The 20,488-nt window shown below is 56.3% G+C and carries 14 protein-coding genes; 5 read left to right on the top strand and 9 right to left on the bottom strand.

Features of this window, described 5'->3' with window-relative positions:
* Positions 1-4: 4 nt before the first annotated feature.
* The 4 genes from MDG893_RS07220 to MDG893_RS07205 all read right to left on the bottom strand — a co-directional run bounded on the left by MDG893_RS07220 (position 5) and on the right by MDG893_RS07205 (position 4,480).
* Positions 5-1,276, bottom strand: a complete 1,272-nt coding sequence (locus MDG893_RS07220) for a high-affinity branched-chain amino acid ABC transporter permease LivM (protein ID WP_007153090.1) — start codon at positions 1,274-1,276, stop codon at positions 5-7.
* Positions 1,276-2,199, bottom strand: coding sequence for a high-affinity branched-chain amino acid ABC transporter permease LivH (livH, locus tag MDG893_RS07215; protein WP_007153089.1), 924 nt, complete (start codon positions 2,197-2,199; stop codon positions 1,276-1,278). The genes MDG893_RS07220 and livH overlap by 1 nt, the downstream gene beginning before the upstream one ends.
* A gap of 158 nt (positions 2,200-2,357) precedes the next feature.
* Positions 2,358-3,470: a branched-chain amino acid ABC transporter substrate-binding protein gene (locus MDG893_RS07210; protein WP_007153088.1), complete on the bottom strand. Its 1,113-nt coding sequence runs from the start codon at positions 3,468-3,470 to the stop codon at positions 2,358-2,360.
* A gap of 164 nt (positions 3,471-3,634) precedes the next feature.
* Positions 3,635-4,480: a TPR end-of-group domain-containing protein gene (locus MDG893_RS07205; RefSeq protein ID WP_050776483.1), complete on the bottom strand. Its 846-nt coding sequence runs from the start codon at positions 4,478-4,480 to the stop codon at positions 3,635-3,637.
* A 312-nt stretch (positions 4,481-4,792) separates the two neighbouring features.
* Between MDG893_RS07205 and MDG893_RS07200 the strand changes: the two genes are divergently transcribed.
* Positions 4,793-5,293, top strand: coding sequence for a MarR family winged helix-turn-helix transcriptional regulator (locus MDG893_RS07200; RefSeq protein WP_007153086.1), 501 nt, complete (start codon positions 4,793-4,795; stop codon positions 5,291-5,293).
* 23 nt (positions 5,294-5,316) lie between these two features.
* On the opposite strand, the gene MDG893_RS07195 is transcribed toward MDG893_RS07200, so the two are convergent.
* From MDG893_RS07195 to lon, 3 genes are all read right to left on the bottom strand, one after another.
* Entirely contained in the window at positions 5,317-5,706 is a 390-nt protein-coding gene (locus MDG893_RS07195; protein ID WP_007153085.1) for a c-type cytochrome, read from the bottom strand.
* The gene (locus MDG893_RS07190; protein WP_007153084.1) at positions 5,703-6,968 is read right to left on the bottom strand and encodes a PQQ-dependent sugar dehydrogenase; all 1,266 of its coding nucleotides are present in this window, start codon (positions 6,966-6,968) and stop codon (positions 5,703-5,705) included. Before MDG893_RS07190 ends, MDG893_RS07195 begins: the two co-directional genes overlap by 4 nt.
* 144 nt (positions 6,969-7,112) lie before the next feature.
* The gene (gene lon, locus MDG893_RS07185; RefSeq protein WP_007153083.1) at positions 7,113-9,563 is read right to left on the bottom strand and encodes an endopeptidase La; all 2,451 of its coding nucleotides are present in this window, start codon (positions 9,561-9,563) and stop codon (positions 7,113-7,115) included.
* A 211-nt stretch (positions 9,564-9,774) separates the two neighbouring features.
* On the opposite strand from lon, the gene trxA reads away from it, so the two are divergent.
* Together trxA and MDG893_RS07175 are read left to right on the top strand one after the other, a co-directional pair.
* Entirely contained in the window at positions 9,775-10,644 is an 870-nt protein-coding gene (trxA, locus tag MDG893_RS07180) for a thioredoxin (RefSeq protein WP_007153082.1), read from the top strand.
* A gap of 155 nt (positions 10,645-10,799) precedes the next feature.
* The gene (locus MDG893_RS07175) at positions 10,800-11,942 is read left to right on the top strand and encodes a helix-turn-helix transcriptional regulator (protein WP_007153081.1); all 1,143 of its coding nucleotides are present in this window, start codon (positions 10,800-10,802) and stop codon (positions 11,940-11,942) included.
* Positions 11,943-12,006: 64 nt separating this feature from the next.
* On the opposite strand, the gene MDG893_RS07170 is transcribed toward MDG893_RS07175, so the two are convergent.
* Both MDG893_RS07170 and MDG893_RS07165 read right to left on the bottom strand, forming a co-directional pair.
* A complete protein-coding gene (locus MDG893_RS07170) occupies positions 12,007-13,986 on the bottom strand; it encodes a hypothetical protein (protein ID WP_007153080.1) in 1,980 nt (659 codons plus the stop codon).
* Positions 13,987-14,177: 191 nt separating this feature from the next.
* Positions 14,178-15,542, bottom strand: a complete 1,365-nt coding sequence (locus tag MDG893_RS07165; RefSeq protein ID WP_007153079.1) for a KamA family radical SAM protein — start codon at positions 15,540-15,542, stop codon at positions 14,178-14,180.
* 519 nt (positions 15,543-16,061) lie between these two features.
* Here MDG893_RS07165 and aceE point away from each other — a divergent pair.
* Positions 16,062-18,740, top strand: coding sequence for a pyruvate dehydrogenase (acetyl-transferring), homodimeric type (aceE, locus tag MDG893_RS07160; RefSeq protein WP_007153078.1), 2,679 nt, complete (start codon positions 16,062-16,064; stop codon positions 18,738-18,740).
* 10 nt (positions 18,741-18,750) lie between these two features.
* Positions 18,751-20,436: a dihydrolipoyllysine-residue acetyltransferase gene (gene aceF, locus MDG893_RS07155; RefSeq protein WP_007153077.1), complete on the top strand. Its 1,686-nt coding sequence runs from the start codon at positions 18,751-18,753 to the stop codon at positions 20,434-20,436.
* The last annotated feature ends 52 nt before the right edge of the window (positions 20,437-20,488 follow it).

Below are 20,488 nucleotides of genomic sequence, written 5' to 3'. Positions count from 1 at the left end.
TCCGTCACTCCTGCTTTTTCAGTTCAATGTGGATGCGTCGCATGGGCAGCAGGCCTTGCGGGCGCCAGACCATCATCAACACCATGGCCGCGCCGAAGATCAGCATCCGGTACTCGGAGAACTCCCGCGCCAGTTCCGGCAGTATAGTGACCGCGATTGCGGCGAGAATAACCCCCATCTGGGAGCCCATGCCACCCAGTACCACAATCGCCAGAATGATGGCCGATTCCAGGAACACAAAGGATTCCGGGCTGATAAAGCCCTGCTTGGAGGCGAACACCGTACCGGCAAAGCCGGCGAAGAAAGCGCCGATGGTAAAGGCGGAAAGCTTGACCGCAGTCCGGTTCAACCCCAGGGATTTAGCCGCAATCTCATCTTCGCGGAGGGCTTCCCAAGCACGGCCTACCGGCATACGCATCAGGCGACGGATAGCGATAGCAGTGATGACGGCCAGTACCAGAGCAATCAGGTACAGGAAAATCACCTTATGCTCACCGCTGTAGGCAATGCCGAAGGTTTCATGGAACGACGTATTGCCTTCCTCCTTCACCCGACGACCGAACTCCATGCCGAACAGGGTAGGGTCGGGAATGCCGCCGATACCATTGGGGCCGCCCGTCAGATTGGTCATGTTGTTCAGCAGGATGCGGATGATTTCCCCAAAACCGAGTGTGACGATGGCCAGGTAATCCCCGCGCAATCGCAATACCGGAAAGCCGAGGACCAATCCGAACAGGGCTGCTAGCAGGGCACCGATCGGCAGGGCGAACCAGAATGAAACGCCGTAATACTGCGACAGCAGGGCAAAGGTGTATGCCCCTACAGCGTAGAAAGCGACGTAGCCCAGATCCAGCAGGCCGGCCAGGCCGACCACCACATTCAGGCCCAAGGCCAGCATGATGTAGATGAGTACCAGGGTAGACAGATCCACCGCGCCACGGGAGGCGATAAACGGCCAGACGAGAGCGCCTATGATCATCAATGTGAGCAGGGTCGATTCCAGTTTCAGCCGCTTGCTCTGCTCCATTGGCTTGCGGTTGGCCAGCGGGTTTACGGCGGGCAGTTGCCGCAGCGACCCCATCAGGTTGTCCCGGAACAACTGGAACAGGAAGACGACAACCGCTGCCAGCAGCACGCCGACGATGGTCGAGGTTTTGGCCCCTTCAAGGGTAACCGTAGTGCCTTCACTGGCCAGGTTAAATCCCAGAATGGGGTACGAAATGATCAGGGTGACAATGGCGCAAAACAGCGCGTGTTTCAGGTTATGAGCAGCCATCAGATCTTTTCAACCTCCGGTTTGCCAAGCAGGCCGGTGGGTTTGAACAGCAGGATCAGGATCAGTAGTCCAAAGGACACAACGTCCTTGTATTCGCCGCTGAGGTAACCGGAGGTCATGCTTTCGGCGACGCCGAGAATAAGCCCGCCCAGCATGGCACCGGGAATGCTTCCGATGCCTCCGAGTACTGCCGCCGTGAACGCCTTCAGTCCCGCAATAAACCCGAACAGCGGGTCGATAGAGCCGTAGTACATCCCCAGAAGCAGGCCCGCGACTGCCGCGAGTGCGGCGCCGATGACGAACGTTGCCGAGATAATGCGATTGGTGTCGATGCCCAGAAGGTTGGCCATGCCAAGATCCTGGGAAACGGCGCGACAGGCGCGGCCGATGCGGGAGCGGGAAATAAACAGGGAGAGAATCGTCATGCAAACCAATGTGGTTGCGAAAATGGTGATCTGCATGTAGGTAATTGAAGTCTGGAATGAGTCTTCGGCACCAAAACGAAAGCCGCCCTCAATCAGCGCAGGGAAGCCGATGTTGCGCGACCCCTGGGCGAGGTGAACGTAGTTCTGGAGGAAGATGGACATGCCAATGGCAGAGATCAGCGGAATCAGGCGATGCTTTCCTCGCACAGGGCGGTAAGCCACCCGTTCCACCGCCCAGCCCATGGAGCTGGATACAATCATCGCGCAGACCAGCGCCACGATCAGTATCAGCGGCAACCAGGCGATGCCCAGTGCGGCAAGGCCGGTAATGGCGATAAGCGCCGTGTAGGCACCGATCATATAAATTTCACCATGGGCAAAGTTGATCATGCCAATGATGCCGTAAACCATCGTGTAACCGATGGCGATCAGGGCGTAGGTGCTCCCGATCGTCAGCCCGTTAATGAGCTGCTGGATAAAATACAGGAGGTCTTGCATCTGTGTGGGACTCCGATAGCCTGCCCCCTCCGCTGCATGCAGGTACCCGGGGTACCGGGCGTACTGGATACAGGATCAACAGGGGCCTAGAAAAACACCTTCTCCCGGATCGCGGTGAGAAGGTGCTCTCAAAATTACCGTTTGTTAACGATTGCGGCTTAGTTTACCGGAGTTTTGCTGCCATCTGAATGCCATTCGTACACAACAAACTCAAACGACTCCATATCGCCTTTGCTGTCGTACTCAACGGTACCGATTGGCGTCTGGAATGTGCCTGCACGCAGCGCTTCGGCAACATCGAACGGGTCGGTTGATTCGGCGGCTTCAATGCCGTCGGCAATCAGTTGAACGGCGGTGTAGGACGTCAGTACGAAAGGACCGGATGGGTCTTCGCCTTTTTCTTCAAAGGCCTGAACCAGTTCCTGGTTTTCGTCTTTCTCGTCGAAGCTCGGCGGCAGTGTAACCAGCAGGCCTTCGGCCGCATCGCCGGCGATGGTATTGATGTCTTTGTTACCGACGCCTTCCGGGCCCATGAAGGTGGCGTCCAGATCAGCCTGGCGAGCCTGGCGCAGAATCAGGCCCAGTTCAGGGTGGTAGCCGCCATAGTAAACGTAGTCCACGTCGGCCTGCCTGAGTTTGGTGACCAGTGACGAGAAGTCCTTGGCGCCGGCGGTAATACCTTCGAACATGGCCACTTCAACACCGCCTTCTTTGAGGGTGTCGCGTACGGCAGTTGCGATGCCTTCACCGTACTGCTGCTTGTCGTGAATAACGGCAACGCGCTCCGGCTTCTGGCTGATCAGGTAGTTGGCGGCCACGGGGCCCTGCATGCTGTCCAGGCCGATGGTACGGAAAACCAGCTCATAACCACGCTCGGTAATGTCCGGGCTGGTGGAGGCTGGCGTCACCATCAGGATGCCTTCATCCTCGTAGATGTCGGACGCCGGCTGAGTTGAACTGGAGCACAGGTGCCCAACTACGAAACGCACGCCTTCGTTCACCATGTTGTTGGCAACGGTCACGGCCTGCTTGGGGTCACAAACGTCGTCCTGTTCAACACCGACGAGTTTTTCTCCCATGACGCCGCCATTGGCATTGATCTGTTCGATCGCCATGCGGGCGCCGGAGAATTGCATATCACCGTACTGGGCGACAGGGCCGGTCATGGGCCCCGCGATACCGATTTTGATGTCGGCGGCCACTTGGCCGGCGCCCATCACGGCAATAGAGGTTGCTACAGCGGATACGAGTTTCTTGACTGGTGTTCTCATTGGGTCTGTCCTGTTTTGTGTCAGGGTTTTTCTTATGTTCTCAGCGATGTAAACAAACACCACACCTGCCACCTTGTCAAGCGGACAGCGTCAGTGAATGTGCCGGAACGTCGACGGTTTTTTTCCGACATTAAGACGAGCAAAGAGCGTGCCTGACTGTCGCGTCAGGCGTCAGGCTGGTCTCCGTCGTCCGTAAAAATCAGTTTCCGGAAACTGTCGTGATCCCTTAGCTGTTCAAAGCTGGGATCGACGGACGCGTCGTCCTTGTACGCTTCTGAGATATTAATCGCCTTTTGCAGCGTCGTCACGGCATCGTCCCAACGACCGATCTCGGCATAGGCGCAGGCCAGCTGATAGTGCGCATGGCCGTTCTCAGGGGCCAGTTTCAAGGCGCGCTGGCAAAGACTGATGGCCCACAGGGGCTCCTGCATTTCCAGCACCGCATCGGCCTTGTAACTCAGTGCTTCCACGTCGTCAGGCCGAAGATCGAGGATGGTATCGTAGGCAGAAATCTTGTTCTGTTGGGAGGTTTCCTGGCTGGCCTTCAGCCAAAGGGAGTGCACCTCGTTGGTGCGTTCGATCTCGGCCTGGTTCTGATGAATGATGTCGGATTTCTGCCTTAACTGATCTTCGATGAACTCCAGGCGCTTTTCATATTCAACGACCAGTTCGTTGACCCGCTTCTCGGCAAGGCTGGTGAGCTGGTTTCGCATGTCGCGAATCGAATTCCAGCCAATGACCACGAGAATGGAGGTGGCGCCCGCAATCAGGTAGAAGAAGTAGGTAACGGTGTCGGTGGCGTAAGACATGGTCTTGTCAGCCACCGAGAGTTCCTTGTCCACAACCTTCTCGATCAGCTCGGCGCGGGTGTTCATCATTTCCTTGCGCAGTGCTTTGGTTTCCTCCAGCAGGTACAGCTCAACAAATGGCGTGTACATGGGTTTTTCCGCGGTGTCGATTCGCTGCTGCACATCCTCGGCGGTAAGGTTCTCGCCGGGCTCCTGGGCCATGGTGGCAGAACTGAGTAGCAGTGCGATCAGGCATGAAGCGAGGACGGTTGTCAGGCGCTTCCAGAGAGAGCGTAGCGGGAGCAAGTTGTGTGCTTGGGTGTTCATTGGGCCGTATCCGTTTTGCGGAAATTCAACAAGGGGGTGACCTTAGCATAGTGGTTGGCGGAAAAAATGCGGAAATTCTTAAAAGGGCTGGCAGGTCAGTGCAATACGCTCAGATGGGAGGGAGTGCTAGTACTTGCAATATCGGGAGCAAAGACCTCTAATACTTAGTGTTATAAACAATTCGTCAAATCTAAGCGGAGTGGTGCGTTGAACAATTACGAAGAGGTTTTGGTGGCGTTGCGTCGGGTGATTCGAGCGACTGACCTGCATTCCAAACGCCTTAGCAAGCATGCGGGTCTGACTGGGCCACAATTGCTGATTATGCGCAGCATTCGTGATCTGGGAGAGGTGACCATCGGCACCATTGCCGACAAGGTGAGTCTGAGCCAGGCAACCGTGACCACGATTCTTGATCGGCTGGAGCATCGTAAGCTGGTTTACCGTGTTCGCAGCACCCAGGACAAACGCAAGGTTCATGCGCATCTGACGAGTGAGGGTGCGGAAATTCTCTCGCGGGCACCGAACCCGCTTCAGGAAGACTTCACACGGAAGTTCCAGAGCCTGGCGGAGTGGGAGCAGACCATGATTCTGGCTTCGTTGCAGCGGGTGGCCAATATGATGGACGCTGACGATATCGATGCTGCACCGATGCTCACGGTGGGCTCGGTGCTAAAGGATGATGGCTGGAAGGCCGATGACAAGTCCTGAGGTGATGGCACCGGCTTCAAGGATTATTCCGGCATTTTTGCGATGATCTCAATGGATTGGTACCAAGCCGCCAGATCAGAAATCTGTTGGTTCGTCAGGTTCTTGGCGACCAAAGACATCATCTCGTGCTCCCGTTTGCCACTGCGAAAAGCTTTGAGTTGTTTTTCAATATAAATCTGACTTTCGCCCGCAAGGTTGGGTGCGACTGGGATCTTCGCTATCCCGTCCAGGCCGTGGCAGGTCTTGCACTGGGCTGCGAGTTTCCGCCCCTCGGCAGGGTCTGCGCCCTGGGCCACTGGGCTCATCGCAAGAAAAGATGCCAGAACCGCTATTGTTGAATAGGCGGCTCTGACTTTTCTTGCCGCATGATTTTTCCGGAGAGCCGGAGGATCCCCACCTGTTTTGGGAATCATGAGCCGGAACCTGTGTACGCGATTCTGTATACAGCCCCGGCCAAATCATCCGAGACCAGCAGTGAGCCATCTTTCAACTGGGCCACATCAACCGGCCGGCCGAGGTATTCACCGTTTTCATCCAGCCACCCTTCGGCGAAAGGAATCGTTTCGCCACTAATATTGCCTTCGGCGTCCACCGGCGTGAACATGACCCGTGCTCCGACCGGAACGGTCCTGTTCCAGGAGCCATGTTGCGCTGAGAAAATTCCGCCCTGATATTGCTTCGGAAACATGTTTCCGGTGTAAAACATCATGCCCAGATTGGCCGCATGTGCCGTCGTCTCAGAGACTGGGAACACCACTTCTACCGGCACTTCCTCGCCTTTGTATTCGTTGGTACGAACATCACCGCCTCCGTACCAGGGATGGCCAAAATGCTGGCCCATGGCGGTCTGGCGATTGATTTCTCCAGGTGGGATATCGTCGCCCATGCCATCGACCTGATTGTCCGTAAACCACAGTTCGCCGGTATTGGGGTTAAAGTCCTGCCCTACAGAGTTGCGGACACCACGTGTGTAGATTTCACGTCCGCTGCCGTCCTGATTAACCCGGATAATCCCGCCAATGCCCCACTCACTGAACGTGTCCAAGTGTTCTTTCGGCGCAACATTGTAGGGTTGTCCGAGCGAGATGTAGAGCTTCCCGTCCGGGCCAATGTCGCAGACCCGGGCGGTGTGGTTGTAACTGACGAACTGCTCAGGGATCAACTCGCCCCCTGGGATCACCTCTGAGGCGACTACATCGCCCCCCTCAAAGAAGAACTCCGCGGCCGGATACGCCAGGACCCGGTTCTGTTCTGCAATGTAGAGTACACCCGACGGCGAAAAACAGGGACCGTTGGGGACGGACTTGGCCAGCGACGGTGCGAAATTCTTTACTTCATCGGCCACGCGGTCTTTATCCCGGTCGGTCATTGCCCAGACTTCGGTTTTACGGGTTCCGACAAAGGTAACAACACCCTGGGGGCCAACCGCCATGTGTCGCGCGTCGGGAACGAGCGCGTAGAGGCTTATTTCAAACCCCTCGGGAAGTGTTATTTTCTGCAGGGTCTTGCGAATAGCGTCGGCGCTGTCGCTTTTCTGGTCGATCACAGTGAACTCGGCTTTCCCGGTGGTCTGGAAGTTGCCAAGCTTTTTGAGAGTGTCGTCAGATTGGCTGTGAGCGAAGGGGATGAAAGCAAGGCCCACAGCCACGCACAGGATTGAGTTGTTCTTGTTCATTGTTTTGCCACTCCCTTTGACTCAGCGAGTCGGAAGCCGGTGACCCTCGGGTCACCGGTGCTCGGTTTTTGCTCATGTCAAAGCGAGTAAAGACAACGGCTGCATAGGCGTCAAGGCAGCCCCGCAGTGGTCAGACCAGTAATATTAGTGGACGCTTGATCCCTTGCGGGGTTTGTTCCCGAAACACACCTGAAACACGTCGTTGTAATGCTTCGCAAAATTCACCGTCAGGCCTTCTTTGAGGTATTCCGGTAGCTCTTTATAATCCCCCCGGTTTGCCTCCGGCAGAATCAGGTTGGTGATTTTCTGGCGACGGGCAGCGATGACTTTTTCGCGGATGCCGCCCACGGGTAGTACCTGGCCGGTGAGCGTCAGTTCGCCGGTCATGGCGAGGTTCTGCTGTGGCGATTCGCGGCGGGCGATGGACAGCAGGGCGGTGGCCATAGTGACGCCCGCGCTTGGGCCGTCTTTGGGGGTGGCGCCTTCGGGAACGTGCAGGTGCACGAAGGATTTGTCGAAGAAGGTCGGGTCGCCCTTGAATCGCTTGAGGTTCGAAGAGACGAAGCTGTAGGCGATTTCGGCGGACTCTTTCATGACGTCGCCCAGTTGCCCGGTGAGTTTGAAGCCACGCTGGCTGCTGTGGATGCGTGAGGCTTCGATGCTCAGGGTGGCGCCGCCCATGGCGGTCCAGGCCAGGCCGGTGACCACGCCGGTGCCTTTCAGGGATTTCTCTTTGCGGAAGGCCGGCTGCCCCAAGTAGGTTTGCAGGTCGGAGACGCCGACTTTCACGGGTTCATCTGGGTTTTCCAGCAACCGCACAATGCCCTTGCGGATGACTTTGTGCAGCAATTTTTCCAGGCTGCGGACGCCCGCTTCACGGGCGTAGCCTTCGATGATCTGTTTGATGGCGGCGTCGGTAATGTTCATCTGCTTTTTCAGCAGGCCGGCTCGTTTTAGTAACCGCGGCATCAGGTGATGCTTGGCGATGTCGAGCTTTTCCTCAGTGATGTAGCCGGATAGCCGGATGACGTCCATGCGGTCCAGCAGTGGCCGGGGAATGGTGTCGAGTTGGTTGGCGGTGCAGATGAACAGGACCTTGGACAGGTCCATGCGTACGTCCAGGTAGTGGTCCAGGAATTCCCGGTTCTGTTCCGGGTCCAGGGTTTCCAGCAAGGCGGAGGCCGGGTCGCCCTGGAAGGAGGCGCCGATCTTGTCGATCTCGTCCAGCATGATCACCGGGTTGGACACCTTCGAGTCTTTCAATGCCTGCACGAATTTGCCAGGCATGGCGCCGATATAAGTGCGGCGGTGTCCCTTGATTTCGGCTTCATCACGCATGCCGCCCACGCTGAATCGATAGAACTCGCGGCCGAGGGCATCGGCGACGGAATGACCGATGGAGGTTTTGCCCACGCCAGGCGGACCGACCAGCAAGAGAATGGAGCCGCTGACTTCGCCCTTGAAGGTGCCTTCGGCCAGGAACTCGACGATACGGTCTTTCACGTCGTCGAGTCCGTCGTGGTCACGGTCCAGAATGCGGCGAGCGCCGGCCAGATCGAAATGGTCCTCCGACGTCACGCCCCAGGGCACCTGGGTCAGCCAGTCCAGGTAATTGCGGGTAACGCCGTATTCCGGTGAACCCTGCTCCAGCACCTGCAGTTTCTGAAGTTCGTCGTCAAAGCGTTCCTGAACCTGTTCCGGCGGATTCAGGCTTGCCATGCGCTCGCGGAAGCGCTCGGCATCGGCGGTTTTGTCGTCCTTGGCCATACCCAGTTCGCGCTGGATGACCTTGAGCTGTTCCTTCAGGAAGAACTCACGCTGGTGTTTTTGCACCTTCTCGTTCACTTCTTCGCTGATTTCACTTTGCAGGCGGGCCACTTCCTGTTCTTTCGCCATCAGCAGGAGTACTTTTTCCATACGCCTGAGCAGCGGCACGGTATCAAGTACTTCCTGCAATTCCTGGCCGGGAGCGCTGGTCATGGAGGCGCCAAAATCCGCCAGGGGAGAGCTGTCATCCGGTCCGAATCGGGAGAGGTACTGTTTCACTTCTTCGCCATAAAGCGGGTTGGTGCGCAGCAGCTCCTTGATGGAACTGATGATGGCGAGGGTATAGGCTTTCAGTTCGTCTGCGGCTTCTTCCGGTTCTTCAGGGTATTCTACTTCCACCAGGTAGGGCGGCCGGCGGCGAAGCCATTGGGTAATGCGAAAACGCTGCAGTCCCTGGGCAATGAACTGGACTTTGCCGCTTTCGCCCTGGGCGTGATGGACGCGCACGGCGCAGCCCACGGTTTCCAGTTCCTCGCTGCCGGGAATGCCTTGCTCAGGATCGCTGTCTTCCACAAAGCATATACCTAGCACCTTGTGGTCGGTTTCGCCTACACGCTTGAGGGTTTCCTGCCAGGGGTTCTGGTTAACCACAATCGGCTGCACCTGGGCCGGGAAGAAAGGCCTGTTCGACACCGGTAACACGTACATGCGGCGTGGCATCTGCTGTTTCGGCAGTACCAGGCTTTTGCTGTTCTCGTCCTTGCCGATGTACTCGGTCAGGTCTTCTTCGGGAGCCTCAAAAGAGTCGTTGCGGTTGTCGTCGTTCATGCCGTATACGCATCCTCCAGGGGATTTCATCCGGGCAGTCGCTCCGGTCCTATTGCCTATGTAACGGCAACGGGGATTATTTCAAGGTAGGTGCCGGTATTTACTGCCAGCGAACAGAGCCGACGGCAAAACCTTGAATTCGGGCTCTCAGCCCCCACTTCCAACAACAATCCGTTATGACATTTCAGGAAATTACTTTCAGGTGCCATCCATGAGCAACTCGCCTTACATTTTTGAAGCCACCATGGACAACTTCCAGCAGGATGTGATGGAAGCATCCTCTAAAACGCCCGTATTGATCGATGTCTGGGCGGAGTGGTGTGCCCCCTGTAAGCAATTGATGCCGCTGCTGGAAAAGCTGGCAGATGAGTACAAGGGCGGCTTTATGCTGGCCAAGGTCAACGCCGACGAACAGCAGCAACTGACGGGTAGCCTGGGCGTGCGCAGCCTGCCTACTGTGATCCTTGTGAAAGATGGCCAGGCAGTGGATGGCTTCAATGGTGCATTGCAGGAGAGCGAGATCCGCAAGGTCCTCGACAAGCACATTGAGATACCGGAAGACGAGGAGGCCCCTTACGATAAAGCTCATCGACTTTGGGAAGAAGGTGATGTGGAAGCTGCACTGGCCGTGCTAACCGAGATGAACCGGAGTAACCCGGATGATCTGAAGGTGCTGATTGACCTCGCGCAACTGAAGGCGGAACTGGGTGATCTGGAAACCGCTGAACAGGTACTGGAAAGCCTGCCGCCGGAAGAAAAGATGCAGCACCAGGCCAAGCAGCTGGCGGCCCGGCTGAAATTCCTCAAGGCCTCAGCCGAATTGCCCCCCATCCACGAACTGGAAGATGCACTGGATAAAGATCCGAAAGATCCTAATGCCCTGCACCTGCTGGCGCTGCATCACATCCTTCAGGAAAACAACGCCGAAGCGATGGAATTGCTGATTCGCCTCATGCGTGTGGACAGTAAGTATAAGGATGAGGTGGCGAAGACCACGTTGATTGAGCTGTTCGACAAGCTGGGAAATAACAACCCGGATGTGCGTACCTATCGGCGTAAGCTGTATACGTTGATGCACTGATGCGGCCATTCCGGACGCGGGTATCGGTTGTGAAACCGTTCCCCTTCCAGGATGGAGCGCCCCTTTTTGCTACACATTTTTCTGTGATCTTCCTATAGTGATTGTTGCCGGTTTGACCGGAACAATCCTACCAACGGAGAAAGCAGGAAAGCTTGATGCCCCTTCAACAGCGAGAAAGAACGTCAGCGGCAGACACGTTTCTAGCAAATGAAGCTGATCTGATTCACTGCCTTTATCAATCACTGCAGAATCAGACCGGATTTCATGATTTCCTGGCGATGCTGATGGTCTCTGTAAATGGTTGTGCGGCCCAGCTCTCGTTTGTACGCAGAGCGCCGAGAGCGATTGAGCATATCTGGTATGCCGGTTTATCCGATGAGTTCATTGGGTGGTATCTGGATAACAACATGATTGCCCATGACGCCGTGACCAACGTCGCCATTACCCAGGCTCCCGGCACTTTCCACTCGGCTCTGCCCCTTATTGAAGACGGCCCTCCGGGTGATCAGTACGACCGCTGGGAGTCGGATCACAGCATGCTCGATTCGGCATGGCTGGTTGTCGATGCCTCAGACACACACATCGTAATGCTGACTGTGCAGCGCACAGTCGCTCAGGGGGGCTATCTTCCCTCCGAACTTGAGGCGATGGATCGTCTGATCCCCTTTATCCGTCAGTCCGTCAGCCTGGCGGAAACCTTTCATCAGAACCCACATTCCGAAAAGGCGTTGTCGACGTTTATTGAGCTAGTGTCGGACGCTGCGTTTGTTCTGAACAGTCGTGGGCGCCTGATGGTATCGAATCAAAGGGGGGAGGCGTTTCTGGCTACGGACCGAACCATCATGTTGCGGCAGCAACGCTTCACGTTCGGTGACGACGTTGCCCAGAAAACCTTCTTTCGAACGATTACCCGAGTTGCCCGTGCGGATCTGGAAGGACGTACCTATGAGCCGGAAACGCTCGTTATACCTAGGCCAGAGAGAGCGCCTCTGCTGATGAGCCTGCGCCCTCTTGAGCACAGCGAGTTCCTGACAGGCGGTGTGCTGGTAACGGTGATCGATGCAGAGTCGAGAGCGCTACCTGATGAGGCGACTATTCGGCAGTATTTCTCGCTGACCGGAGCGGAAGCCCAGTTGTGCAAGGATCTGATTACAGGCATGAGCTTGAAGGATATCGCGCACCGGCGCCATAAAAGCGAGGCAACGGTCCGAAGCTATCTGAAGCAGGTTTTTCTGAAAACCGGGCAGAGTCGGCAGGGCCAGCTCATCAGCACTATTCTGTCATCGCTGCTGCGGTAAGGTGAGCGGGGGGACTGGAGCCGCTGGTGCGGGCAGGAAAAACCCGCACCGCACCAGCTTCCGATCATTCACTGGTTTTGATCAGAACGGCCAGGCCAAGTTCATCCGGGTCTTCGTTGGTTTCCTGCCACTTCAGGGTGAAAATGCCGAGACTTGCTTCTTCATTGAAGAAGCCGTCCAGAAGGGTGGTTCCATCACTGCCGGCAATCGTTATTGAGGTCTTTCCGGCGCCGCCGAGAGACACGGCTGCCTGCGTTTCGACGGTATCTGTGGTGACTTCGATGTCGCCGGCCAGGCCGGACTTTCGAACTTCGAAAAACGCACCGTCGATGGCGCCGGTCGTTTCTGATGTCATTGTGAGGAAGGTGTTGAACTTACTGGAGGACATCAGAAAGTCTTCACCACTGCCCAGCTTCATGGACGTCAGAAGCATGCGGTACTGGTTGCCGGTAACCGTCGGTGCTGTTTCTGGTAGCTTGACCAGCAGGGTTTTGCTGGTCTCCGCGTTGTACTGGTCGCCCTCGGCCTCGGCAAACGCCATGAAGTTAAACGTGTCGTTGATGAAGCCGTCCGCGGGCTCGCCGCCGGCTGAGGCTATGTCGCCGTTTGTGGCGATCACCATGGGCTGGTCAGCCTCCGGAGATTCAGACAGAACGCTGTAGGTGGGGCCGGAGGACTCCAGGCCAATCTGGTGACCGCTGACCTGGCCGTAGTCGTAAGTGCCATCGCCGTTGAAACTGAGAATGTTGGTTTCCGTTGCCAGTTCAGTGACTCCCCCGGCTATCCAGGATTCAATATATACCCGCCCAAAGGTTCCGGTCAGATCCGAGTTCTGGAAGGCCTCGGGTTGACGGCTGAACACCTCAAGTGAACGAAATACTTCGTCACCCGTTTTCTGTTGGGGGTCGACGGCATCTTTTTCGCCATCACTGTTTGTGTCGACAGTTGCATAGCGCACAGCTGCTTCATTGGATAGGACGAAGAAGAGGCCGGTATCTGTTACTTGCTGCAAGTTGTAGGTATGGGCGGGATAGCGCCAACCATGGTCACCACTGATTTCCTCCTCGAATTCGCCGGAGATCGACAGGATGCCGTTGTCAGTGAGGGTTGCTGGAAAACCTTCGTCAATGTCTTCCGAGCCAACTTCGTAATAGACGCTGCTCTGGTTCAGTGCCGAGCCGGTCAGGCTACCATAGGCGCTATCTTCCGCGATATGGGTCACCGAGATGTTGCCATTTCCGTTGTTGGCGAAGCTGAAAGTACTGGCCCACAGATCGTTGGCATAAGTGCCAATGTCGTTGCTTTCGCTGTCGTGTAGAGCAAAGGAGAAGGCAGCGCTGCGATAGTTGCCGGTGATGCCAGAGCCATCGCCTTTGTCGGATTTGGCAACTGCCACTTCGTTCTCGACGAAATCACCAATAGCGTTTTCCAGTGTAGCAAAGGCCTGCTCAAGGTTTGCCGAGCCAGACAGTGAGAGGTCAAATTCTTCGACGCTGCTTTCAAGTTTTACAACGTCGGTCACCACTAACTGGTCGAGTTCGGCGCCCTGGCTGATGAATTTTCGGAGTACGAACTCGGAAACCGGCGAGATATCAACGTCTTGGTCCACCACTTGTGCTCGAAGGGCGGTGTCGTTCTGCCCAGTGATCCGAACAATCAGGTTTCCGGCCAGGTTGACGTTCTGAGGTAACGTAAGTTCGTAGTCGCCGGTGATTGAGGTCACGGACGTTGCCAGCACCTCGCCAACCTGCTTTCCTTCGTTATCTACACGGATCAGTTCAACCGTCGCACCTTCAATCGGGTCCAGGCCTGTGACGGCGGCTGCGACCGGTGAAATAAAGAAATTCAGGGCGAATTCGATGGCGCTGGGTGGGATCTCGAATGCAACTGTTGCAGCGGGCGCCGAGGCAGTACCAGAAATTGAAACGTCGGAAGTGTTGCTGCTCTCTGATGCATCGCTGTTACTCGATGACCCGCCGCAACCGGCGAGCAGGAGTGAGGAGGAAAGAGCGCTTGCAAATGCAATGTGGTTTATTTTTTTCACTGAAGACTCCTAAACAAACAGTCAGTTTGGTGAGGCTTGAGACTAGCATCGGGCTTGTCAGGAAAACGCCCTCATATGGGGGTAATTCGGAGTTCGAAGGTAGTGCAGGGTTATGAAGGTGCGGGGAGAGGGTAATGGTTTATATCCAAGGCGCCGGCACGGCGACGCCTTGGTTCGGTGACAGAAAGGTGTTAGCCGTTACCCTTCTTCATCTCTTCATACTCATCCTCAAAGAAGAACTTCTCCTCCCCAAGGGCCGGTTCCAGCTCATGCAGCCACGTGGCTGTTTCGCTGTACTTGGCAAAGAACGGGCGCTGTACCCAATCCGGGTTGCGGGCCTGGATAAACCGGAGCACGAACACTTTCTCGCCGTTGATCTCGGTGATGCCCTGTACCTCAACCTTGCCGGGGCCAGCACTCATTGATGGGCCGCGGGCGGTGCGAGCCAGGCCTGAAACCTGCTTGATGGCTTCGCGATAGATGTTAAAGGCTTCTACCAGCGGCACTTCGAAGTAGTTCTTGGCGCCGGTGTCCCGCTCTACAAACATGTAGTAGGGGATGATGCCCAGCTGTACTTCCTTGTCCCACAGTTTCGCCCAGTCGTCGGCATTGTCATTCACATGCTTGATCAAAGGGCCCTGAGCGCGGATTTCGGCACCGGTGGCACGCAGGCGGCGGATGGCTTCTTCCGCGATATCAGTGGTGATTTCCTGCCAGTGGTTGTAGTGCGCCATGATCGCCACGTGCTTACCGGCGTCTACAAGGCGGGCAAACAGATCAATCAGTTCGTCTGCGTCCTTGTCGGTCACAAAACGGTATGGCCAGAAGGTCAGGGCCTTGGTGCCGATGCGGATGGTCTGGATGTGATCAAACTCCGGCTGCAGAAGAGGCTCCAGGTACTGAACCAGATTCTTGGTTTTCATCACCATGGGGTCGCCACCGGTGACCAGCAGATCGCTGACTTCGGTATGCTCCTGCAGGTAGCCGTGAAGCTTTTCCGCTTCGGTGCTGGCCATTTTCAGGTCCTTGTCGCCCACGAACTGAGCCCAGCGGAAGCAGAAGGTGCAGTAGGAGTGGCAAGTCTGGCCCTGGGCCGGGAAGAACAGAACGGTTTCACGGTATTTGTGCTGAACGCCGTCCAGAACTTCGCCGTTCAGTTCCGGCATGTTCATTTCCATCTGGCCGGCCGGGTGCGGGTTCAGCTCGTCGCGAATTTCTTTCGCCACGGCCTGTATTTCTTTCTTCTCCGCGCCTTCACGATGCATCTTTGCCATGCGCTCGTAATGCTCGTCCTTCAGCATGCCCTTCTGGGGAAACACCAACTGGTAAAGTGGGTCGTTCGGCACTTTGTTCCAGTCGATCAGCTCATTGATCACGTATTCGTTAACTCGGAAGGGCAGCACGCTGGCTACCACCTTCATTTCAAACAGGGTCTCTTCAGGGAGATTCTGGATAACGTCAATTTTATCGAGCTGGCGGTCTGTGTAGACCTTGAAACGCCGCTCTTCGAACTCGGCGGTTGGAATCCGGTTCGGGAACGTGACGATGGAGTTCATAGATCGCCCTCTTTGGTTGTGAGCCATAGTCTGGAGGGGTGGACGTTGCCACCACTCCGCTGGTCAAAAAACGGGCAGGCGAGTATACATAAATCTAAAAGTATTTTCAGGTCTAATCAAATTGGTAGGAAACCTACGACCTTGGTCTGAATATGCTTGTTTGGGAGAGAAAAAGGCGCCATTCTTACGTAAGTAACCGAAATAGTCCGACAGGCTATGGTAATTTTTCCTCAAAAATTGAATTTTCATACCGAAATGTAGTAAAAATACTACTTAATCGTCGGTGTGGTTTGTGCCGGTGTGTGAGTGCTACCTGAATTCGCCTGACCGAAAGCCAAGTGACCCAGGGCGCTTCACGCAGTAAAACTGGCGATCGTGTTCTATGCTTGTTCAAGGTAACGGGCAGGCAGATACCCATAATAAAACGCTCTGCATTTCATCGCAGCTTATCGATATTGCAAGGCGCTCAGCTGCTGATCGTGGCGCGCTCTGCACTTTTTAATGCCAAGGGGAGGTTTGATGTACCAGGACGATGATCCCATAGAGACCAGCGAATGGCTGGATGCGCTGGAGTCTCTGATCGAACAGGAGGGCGTTGATCGCGCCAAGTACATTCTCGAAAGGCTCTCCGAACGAGCCAGCCGCGACGGCACTGAGTTGCCCTACTCCATTACCACGCCCTTCCGCAATTCCATTCCGGTGACCCAGGAAGCCCGAATGCCGGGGGACCTGTTCATGGAGCGCCGTATTCGCTCGTTGATCCGTTGGAACGCCATGGCCATGGTGCTGCGGGCCAATCAGCGCCCGGGTGATCTGGGGGGGCACGTGTCATCCTTCTCCTCGGCGGCCACCTTGTACGATGTTGGCTTCAACTACTTCTTCCACGGCGGTGACGAGAAGCGTGAATCGGATCTGGTGTATTTCCAGGGCCACTCCTCTCCCGGCATTTATGCCCGTTCCTACCTGGAAGGGCGTTTTGACGAAGATCAGTTGGACAAGTACCGGGAAGAGGTTGACGGCGACGGCCTGTCATCCTACCCCCACCCCTGGCTGATGCCGGATTACTGGCAGTTCCCAACGGTGTCCATGGGCCTCGGGCCGATTCAGGCCATTTATCAGGCCCACGTGATGAAGTACCTGCACAGCCGCGAGCTGATCGACATGGGGGACCGCAAGGTCTGGTGCTTTGTTGGTGATGGCGAGTGCGACGAGCCGGAAACCCTGGGTTCCATCTCTGTGGCTGGCCGTGAAAACCTCAGCAACCTGATTTTCGTGGTTAACTGTAACCTGCAGCGTCTCGACGGCCCTGTGCGTGGTAACGGCAAGATCATCCAGGAACTGGAAGGCGTCTTCCGGGGAGCTGGCTGGAACGTACTGAAAGTGGTCTGGGGCCGCATGTGGGATCCGCTGTTCGAGAAGGATCAGGACGGCCTGATGCAGCGCGTCATGGACGAAGCCGTTGACGGCGACCTGCAGAACTTCAAGAGCAACGGCCCGGCCTATACCCGTAAGCACTTCTTCGGCAAATACCCGGAGTTGTCCAAGATGGTGGATAACCTCACCGACGAGGACATCAACAAGCTGAATCGCGGCGGCCATGATCCTTACAAGGTCTATGCGGCCTATCATCACGCTATCCATAACAACGGTGGGCGGCCGACGGTGATTCTGGCCCATACCATCAAAGGTTATGGCTTTGGTAACGCCGGCGAAGCGCAGAACACGGCGCACTCGCTCAAGAAACTCGATATCGAGCAACTGAAAGCGTTCCGTGACCGCTTTGCTGTGCCGCTGAAGGACGAAGAGCTCAAAGACGTACCCTATTACCGTCCGGCGCCGGACAGCCCGGAAATCGTCTACATGAACAAGCGCCGGCAGGAACTTGGCGGTTTCTACCCCAAGCGTCGCAAGGACTGTCAGCCATTGCAGACACCGCCACTGGATACCTTCAAGAATTTGTTGGAAGGCTCTAACGGTCGTGAAATTTCCACCACCATGGCGTTTGTTCGATTGCTGACGGCTTTGACCAAGGACAAACGTATCGGTAAGCGAATTGTTCCGATCGTGCCCGACGAGGCCCGTACCTTTGGTATGGAAGGCATGTTCCGACAGTTGGGTATCTACACGTCCGAAGGTCAAAAATACGTGCCGGAAGACCGTGACCAGATCATGTACTACAAGGAAGACAAGAAAGGTCAGGTGCTTGAAGAGGGGATCAACGAAGATGGTTCCATGGCAGCCTGGATGGCGGCGGCGACCTCCTACAGCACCAACAACTTCCCGCTGATACCGTTCTATATTTTCTACTCCATGTTTGGCTTCCAGCGTGTGGGCGATCTGGCCTGGGCGTCGGGTGACATTCAGGCCCGCGGTTTCCTGGTGGGCGGTACTGCCGGGCGTACCACGCTCAACGGTGAAGGCCTGCAGCATCAGGACGGCCACAGCCACATCCTGGCGCAGACCATCCCCAGCTGTAAGGCATATGACCCCGCCTACGGTTACGAGATGGCCGTGGTGGTGCAGCATGGCATCAAGGAAATGTTCGAAGACAACCAGAACGTCTTCTACTACCTGACCATCGAAAATGAAAACTACGAGCAGCCCGCCATGCCGGAAGGCAAGGACGGCAAGAAAGTGGAAGAAGGCATCATCAAGGGTATGTACCTGCTGGATTCCGTTGAAACCAAGGGTCGTAAGAAAACCCCACGGGTTCAGCTGATGGGCTCCGGTGCCATCCTTAATGAGGTGCGTGCGGCGGCGGAACTGCTGAAAGAAGACTTTGGTGTTGCCTCTGATATCTGGAGCGTGACCAGCTTCAACGAACTGGCCCGTGACGGCCTGCACATTGAACGCTGGAATCGCCTGCACCCGGACGATACGCCCAAGAAGTCGTACATCACTCAATGCCTGGAGAAGCAGCAGGGGCCGGTGGTTTCGTCCACCGACTACATCAAGCTGTTGTCTGAACAGGTGCGGGCGTACATTCCGAAAACCTACCTGACCCTGGGCACCGACGGCTTCGGCCGCAGTGATACCCGCGAGAAGTTGCGGAGTCACTTCGAGGTGGATCGTTACTACGTGGCGGTGACTGCGTTGGCAGCCCTGGCGCGGGACGGTGAAGTCAAGAATGACGTGGTTCTCGACGCTATGCGCAAGTACGGAATCGATCGCAACAAAACGAACCCGGTGCTGAGCTAAGGAGACCGCCATGAGTGAACAGGAAATCAAGGTTCCGGATCTCGGCGGTGCAGACGAGGTCGAGGTTATCGAAGTGCTCGTCAGTAAGGGAGATTCGGTTGAAGAAGAAGATCCGATACTGACGGTGGAGTCCGACAAGGCATCGGTAGAACTGCCGTCACCGGGTGCCGGAAAAATCACCAAGATTACCGTCAAAGTGGGTGACAAGGTCAAGGAAGGCGATGTCGTTGGCATGATGGAAGCCAGTGGCGACACTGGTGGCTCGGATGACGACAAGGATTCTGGCGAAGACGCCAAGTCCGATGAGAAAGACGAGGCGGAAGCCAAGTCGGACGACAAGGAAGCCAAGTCTGAAGAGAAAAAGCCGGCACCGAAGAAATCCGGCGGTTCCCGTAAGGAAACCGTGAAGGTGCCCGCGCTGGACGGCTTCGACAATGTGCCGGTGATCGAGATCAACGTCAGCGAAGGCGACGAGGTTGAGGCGGACGATGCGCTGGTGACCGTGGAGTCCGACAAGGCCACCATGGAGATTCCGTCTCCCTATGCCGGCAAGATCGGCAAGATTCTGGTGTCTGAGGGCGACAAGATCTCCGAAGGTCTCGATCTGGTTGAAATGACCATAGTGGAAGAGGGTGGTGACGAAGGCGAAGAGGACGCGTCGTCCGAGGCGTCTGAGTCTTCCGGCAAGGAAAAGCAGGAAGGTGAGCCTGAATCGAAAAGCAAGCCTTCCGAACCGAAGCCGGAACAGTCCTCGGCAACCTACGAGCCACCGGCACCGGGTGCCAAGGTTCATGCGGGCCCAGCGGTGCGTAAGCTGGCCCGTGAATTCGGCGCGGATCTGACTCGCATCAAGGGTTCCGGCCCGAAGAGTCGCATCCTGAAGGACGATGTCCAGGCCTACGTGAAAAGCCAGCTGCAGCAGACGCAGCAGGGCAGCACAGTGGCTGGCGGCGGTGGCGCCGGTATTCCAGGCGTGAAACTGCCGGACTTCAGTCAGTTTGGTGAAATTGAGCGTGAATCCATGTCACGCATGATGTTCGCCACGGCGAACAATATGCAGCGCAGTTGGCTGAACGTGCCCCACGTCACCCAGTTCGAGGATGCGGATATCACCGACATGGAAGACTTCCGCAAGGCCCAGAAGGCAGCCGGCGAGAAGAAAGGTGTGAAGATGACACCGCTTCCGTTCCTGCTGAAGGCCTGCGCCACGGCGCTGGCGGAGTTGCCCCAGTTCAATGTGTCTCTGGATATGGACCGCAAGGAAGTGATCCGCAAGCAGTACATTCACATTGGGATTGCGGTGGACACGCCTCACGGGCTGATGGTGCCGGTGATCAAGGATGTCGACAAGAAGGGCCTCTGGGAGCTGGCGGCGGAGAGCGCGGACCTGGCGCAGAAGGCGCGGGACAAGCAGCTCAAACCTGCTGAGATGCAGGGCGCCTGCTTTACCATCACCAGTCTGGGGGGTATCGGCGGCACGGCGTTTACGCCGATCGTGAATACGCCGGAGGTGGCGATACTTGGTGTGTCCAAGGCGGCGATGAAGCCGGTCTGGGATGGCAAGGATTTCCAGCCGAGGCTGATGTTGCCGCTCTCGCTGTCCTATGATCACCGGGCGGTGAACGGGGCGGATGCGGCCCGTTTTACATCCGTGTTGAGTCAGTTGTTGGGGGATATTCGCTCCCTGCTTCTTTAGCGCTGGCAGTTCTGTTCCGTAGCCTTCTGGCTGCGGAGCGGTCACGAGGCCG

The organism is Marinobacter algicola DG893 (genome assembly GCF_000170835.1).
GTDB classification, from domain to species: Bacteria; Pseudomonadota; Gammaproteobacteria; order Pseudomonadales; family Oleiphilaceae; genus Marinobacter; species Marinobacter algicola.
This window is presented reverse-complemented; position numbering and strand designations above follow the sequence as displayed.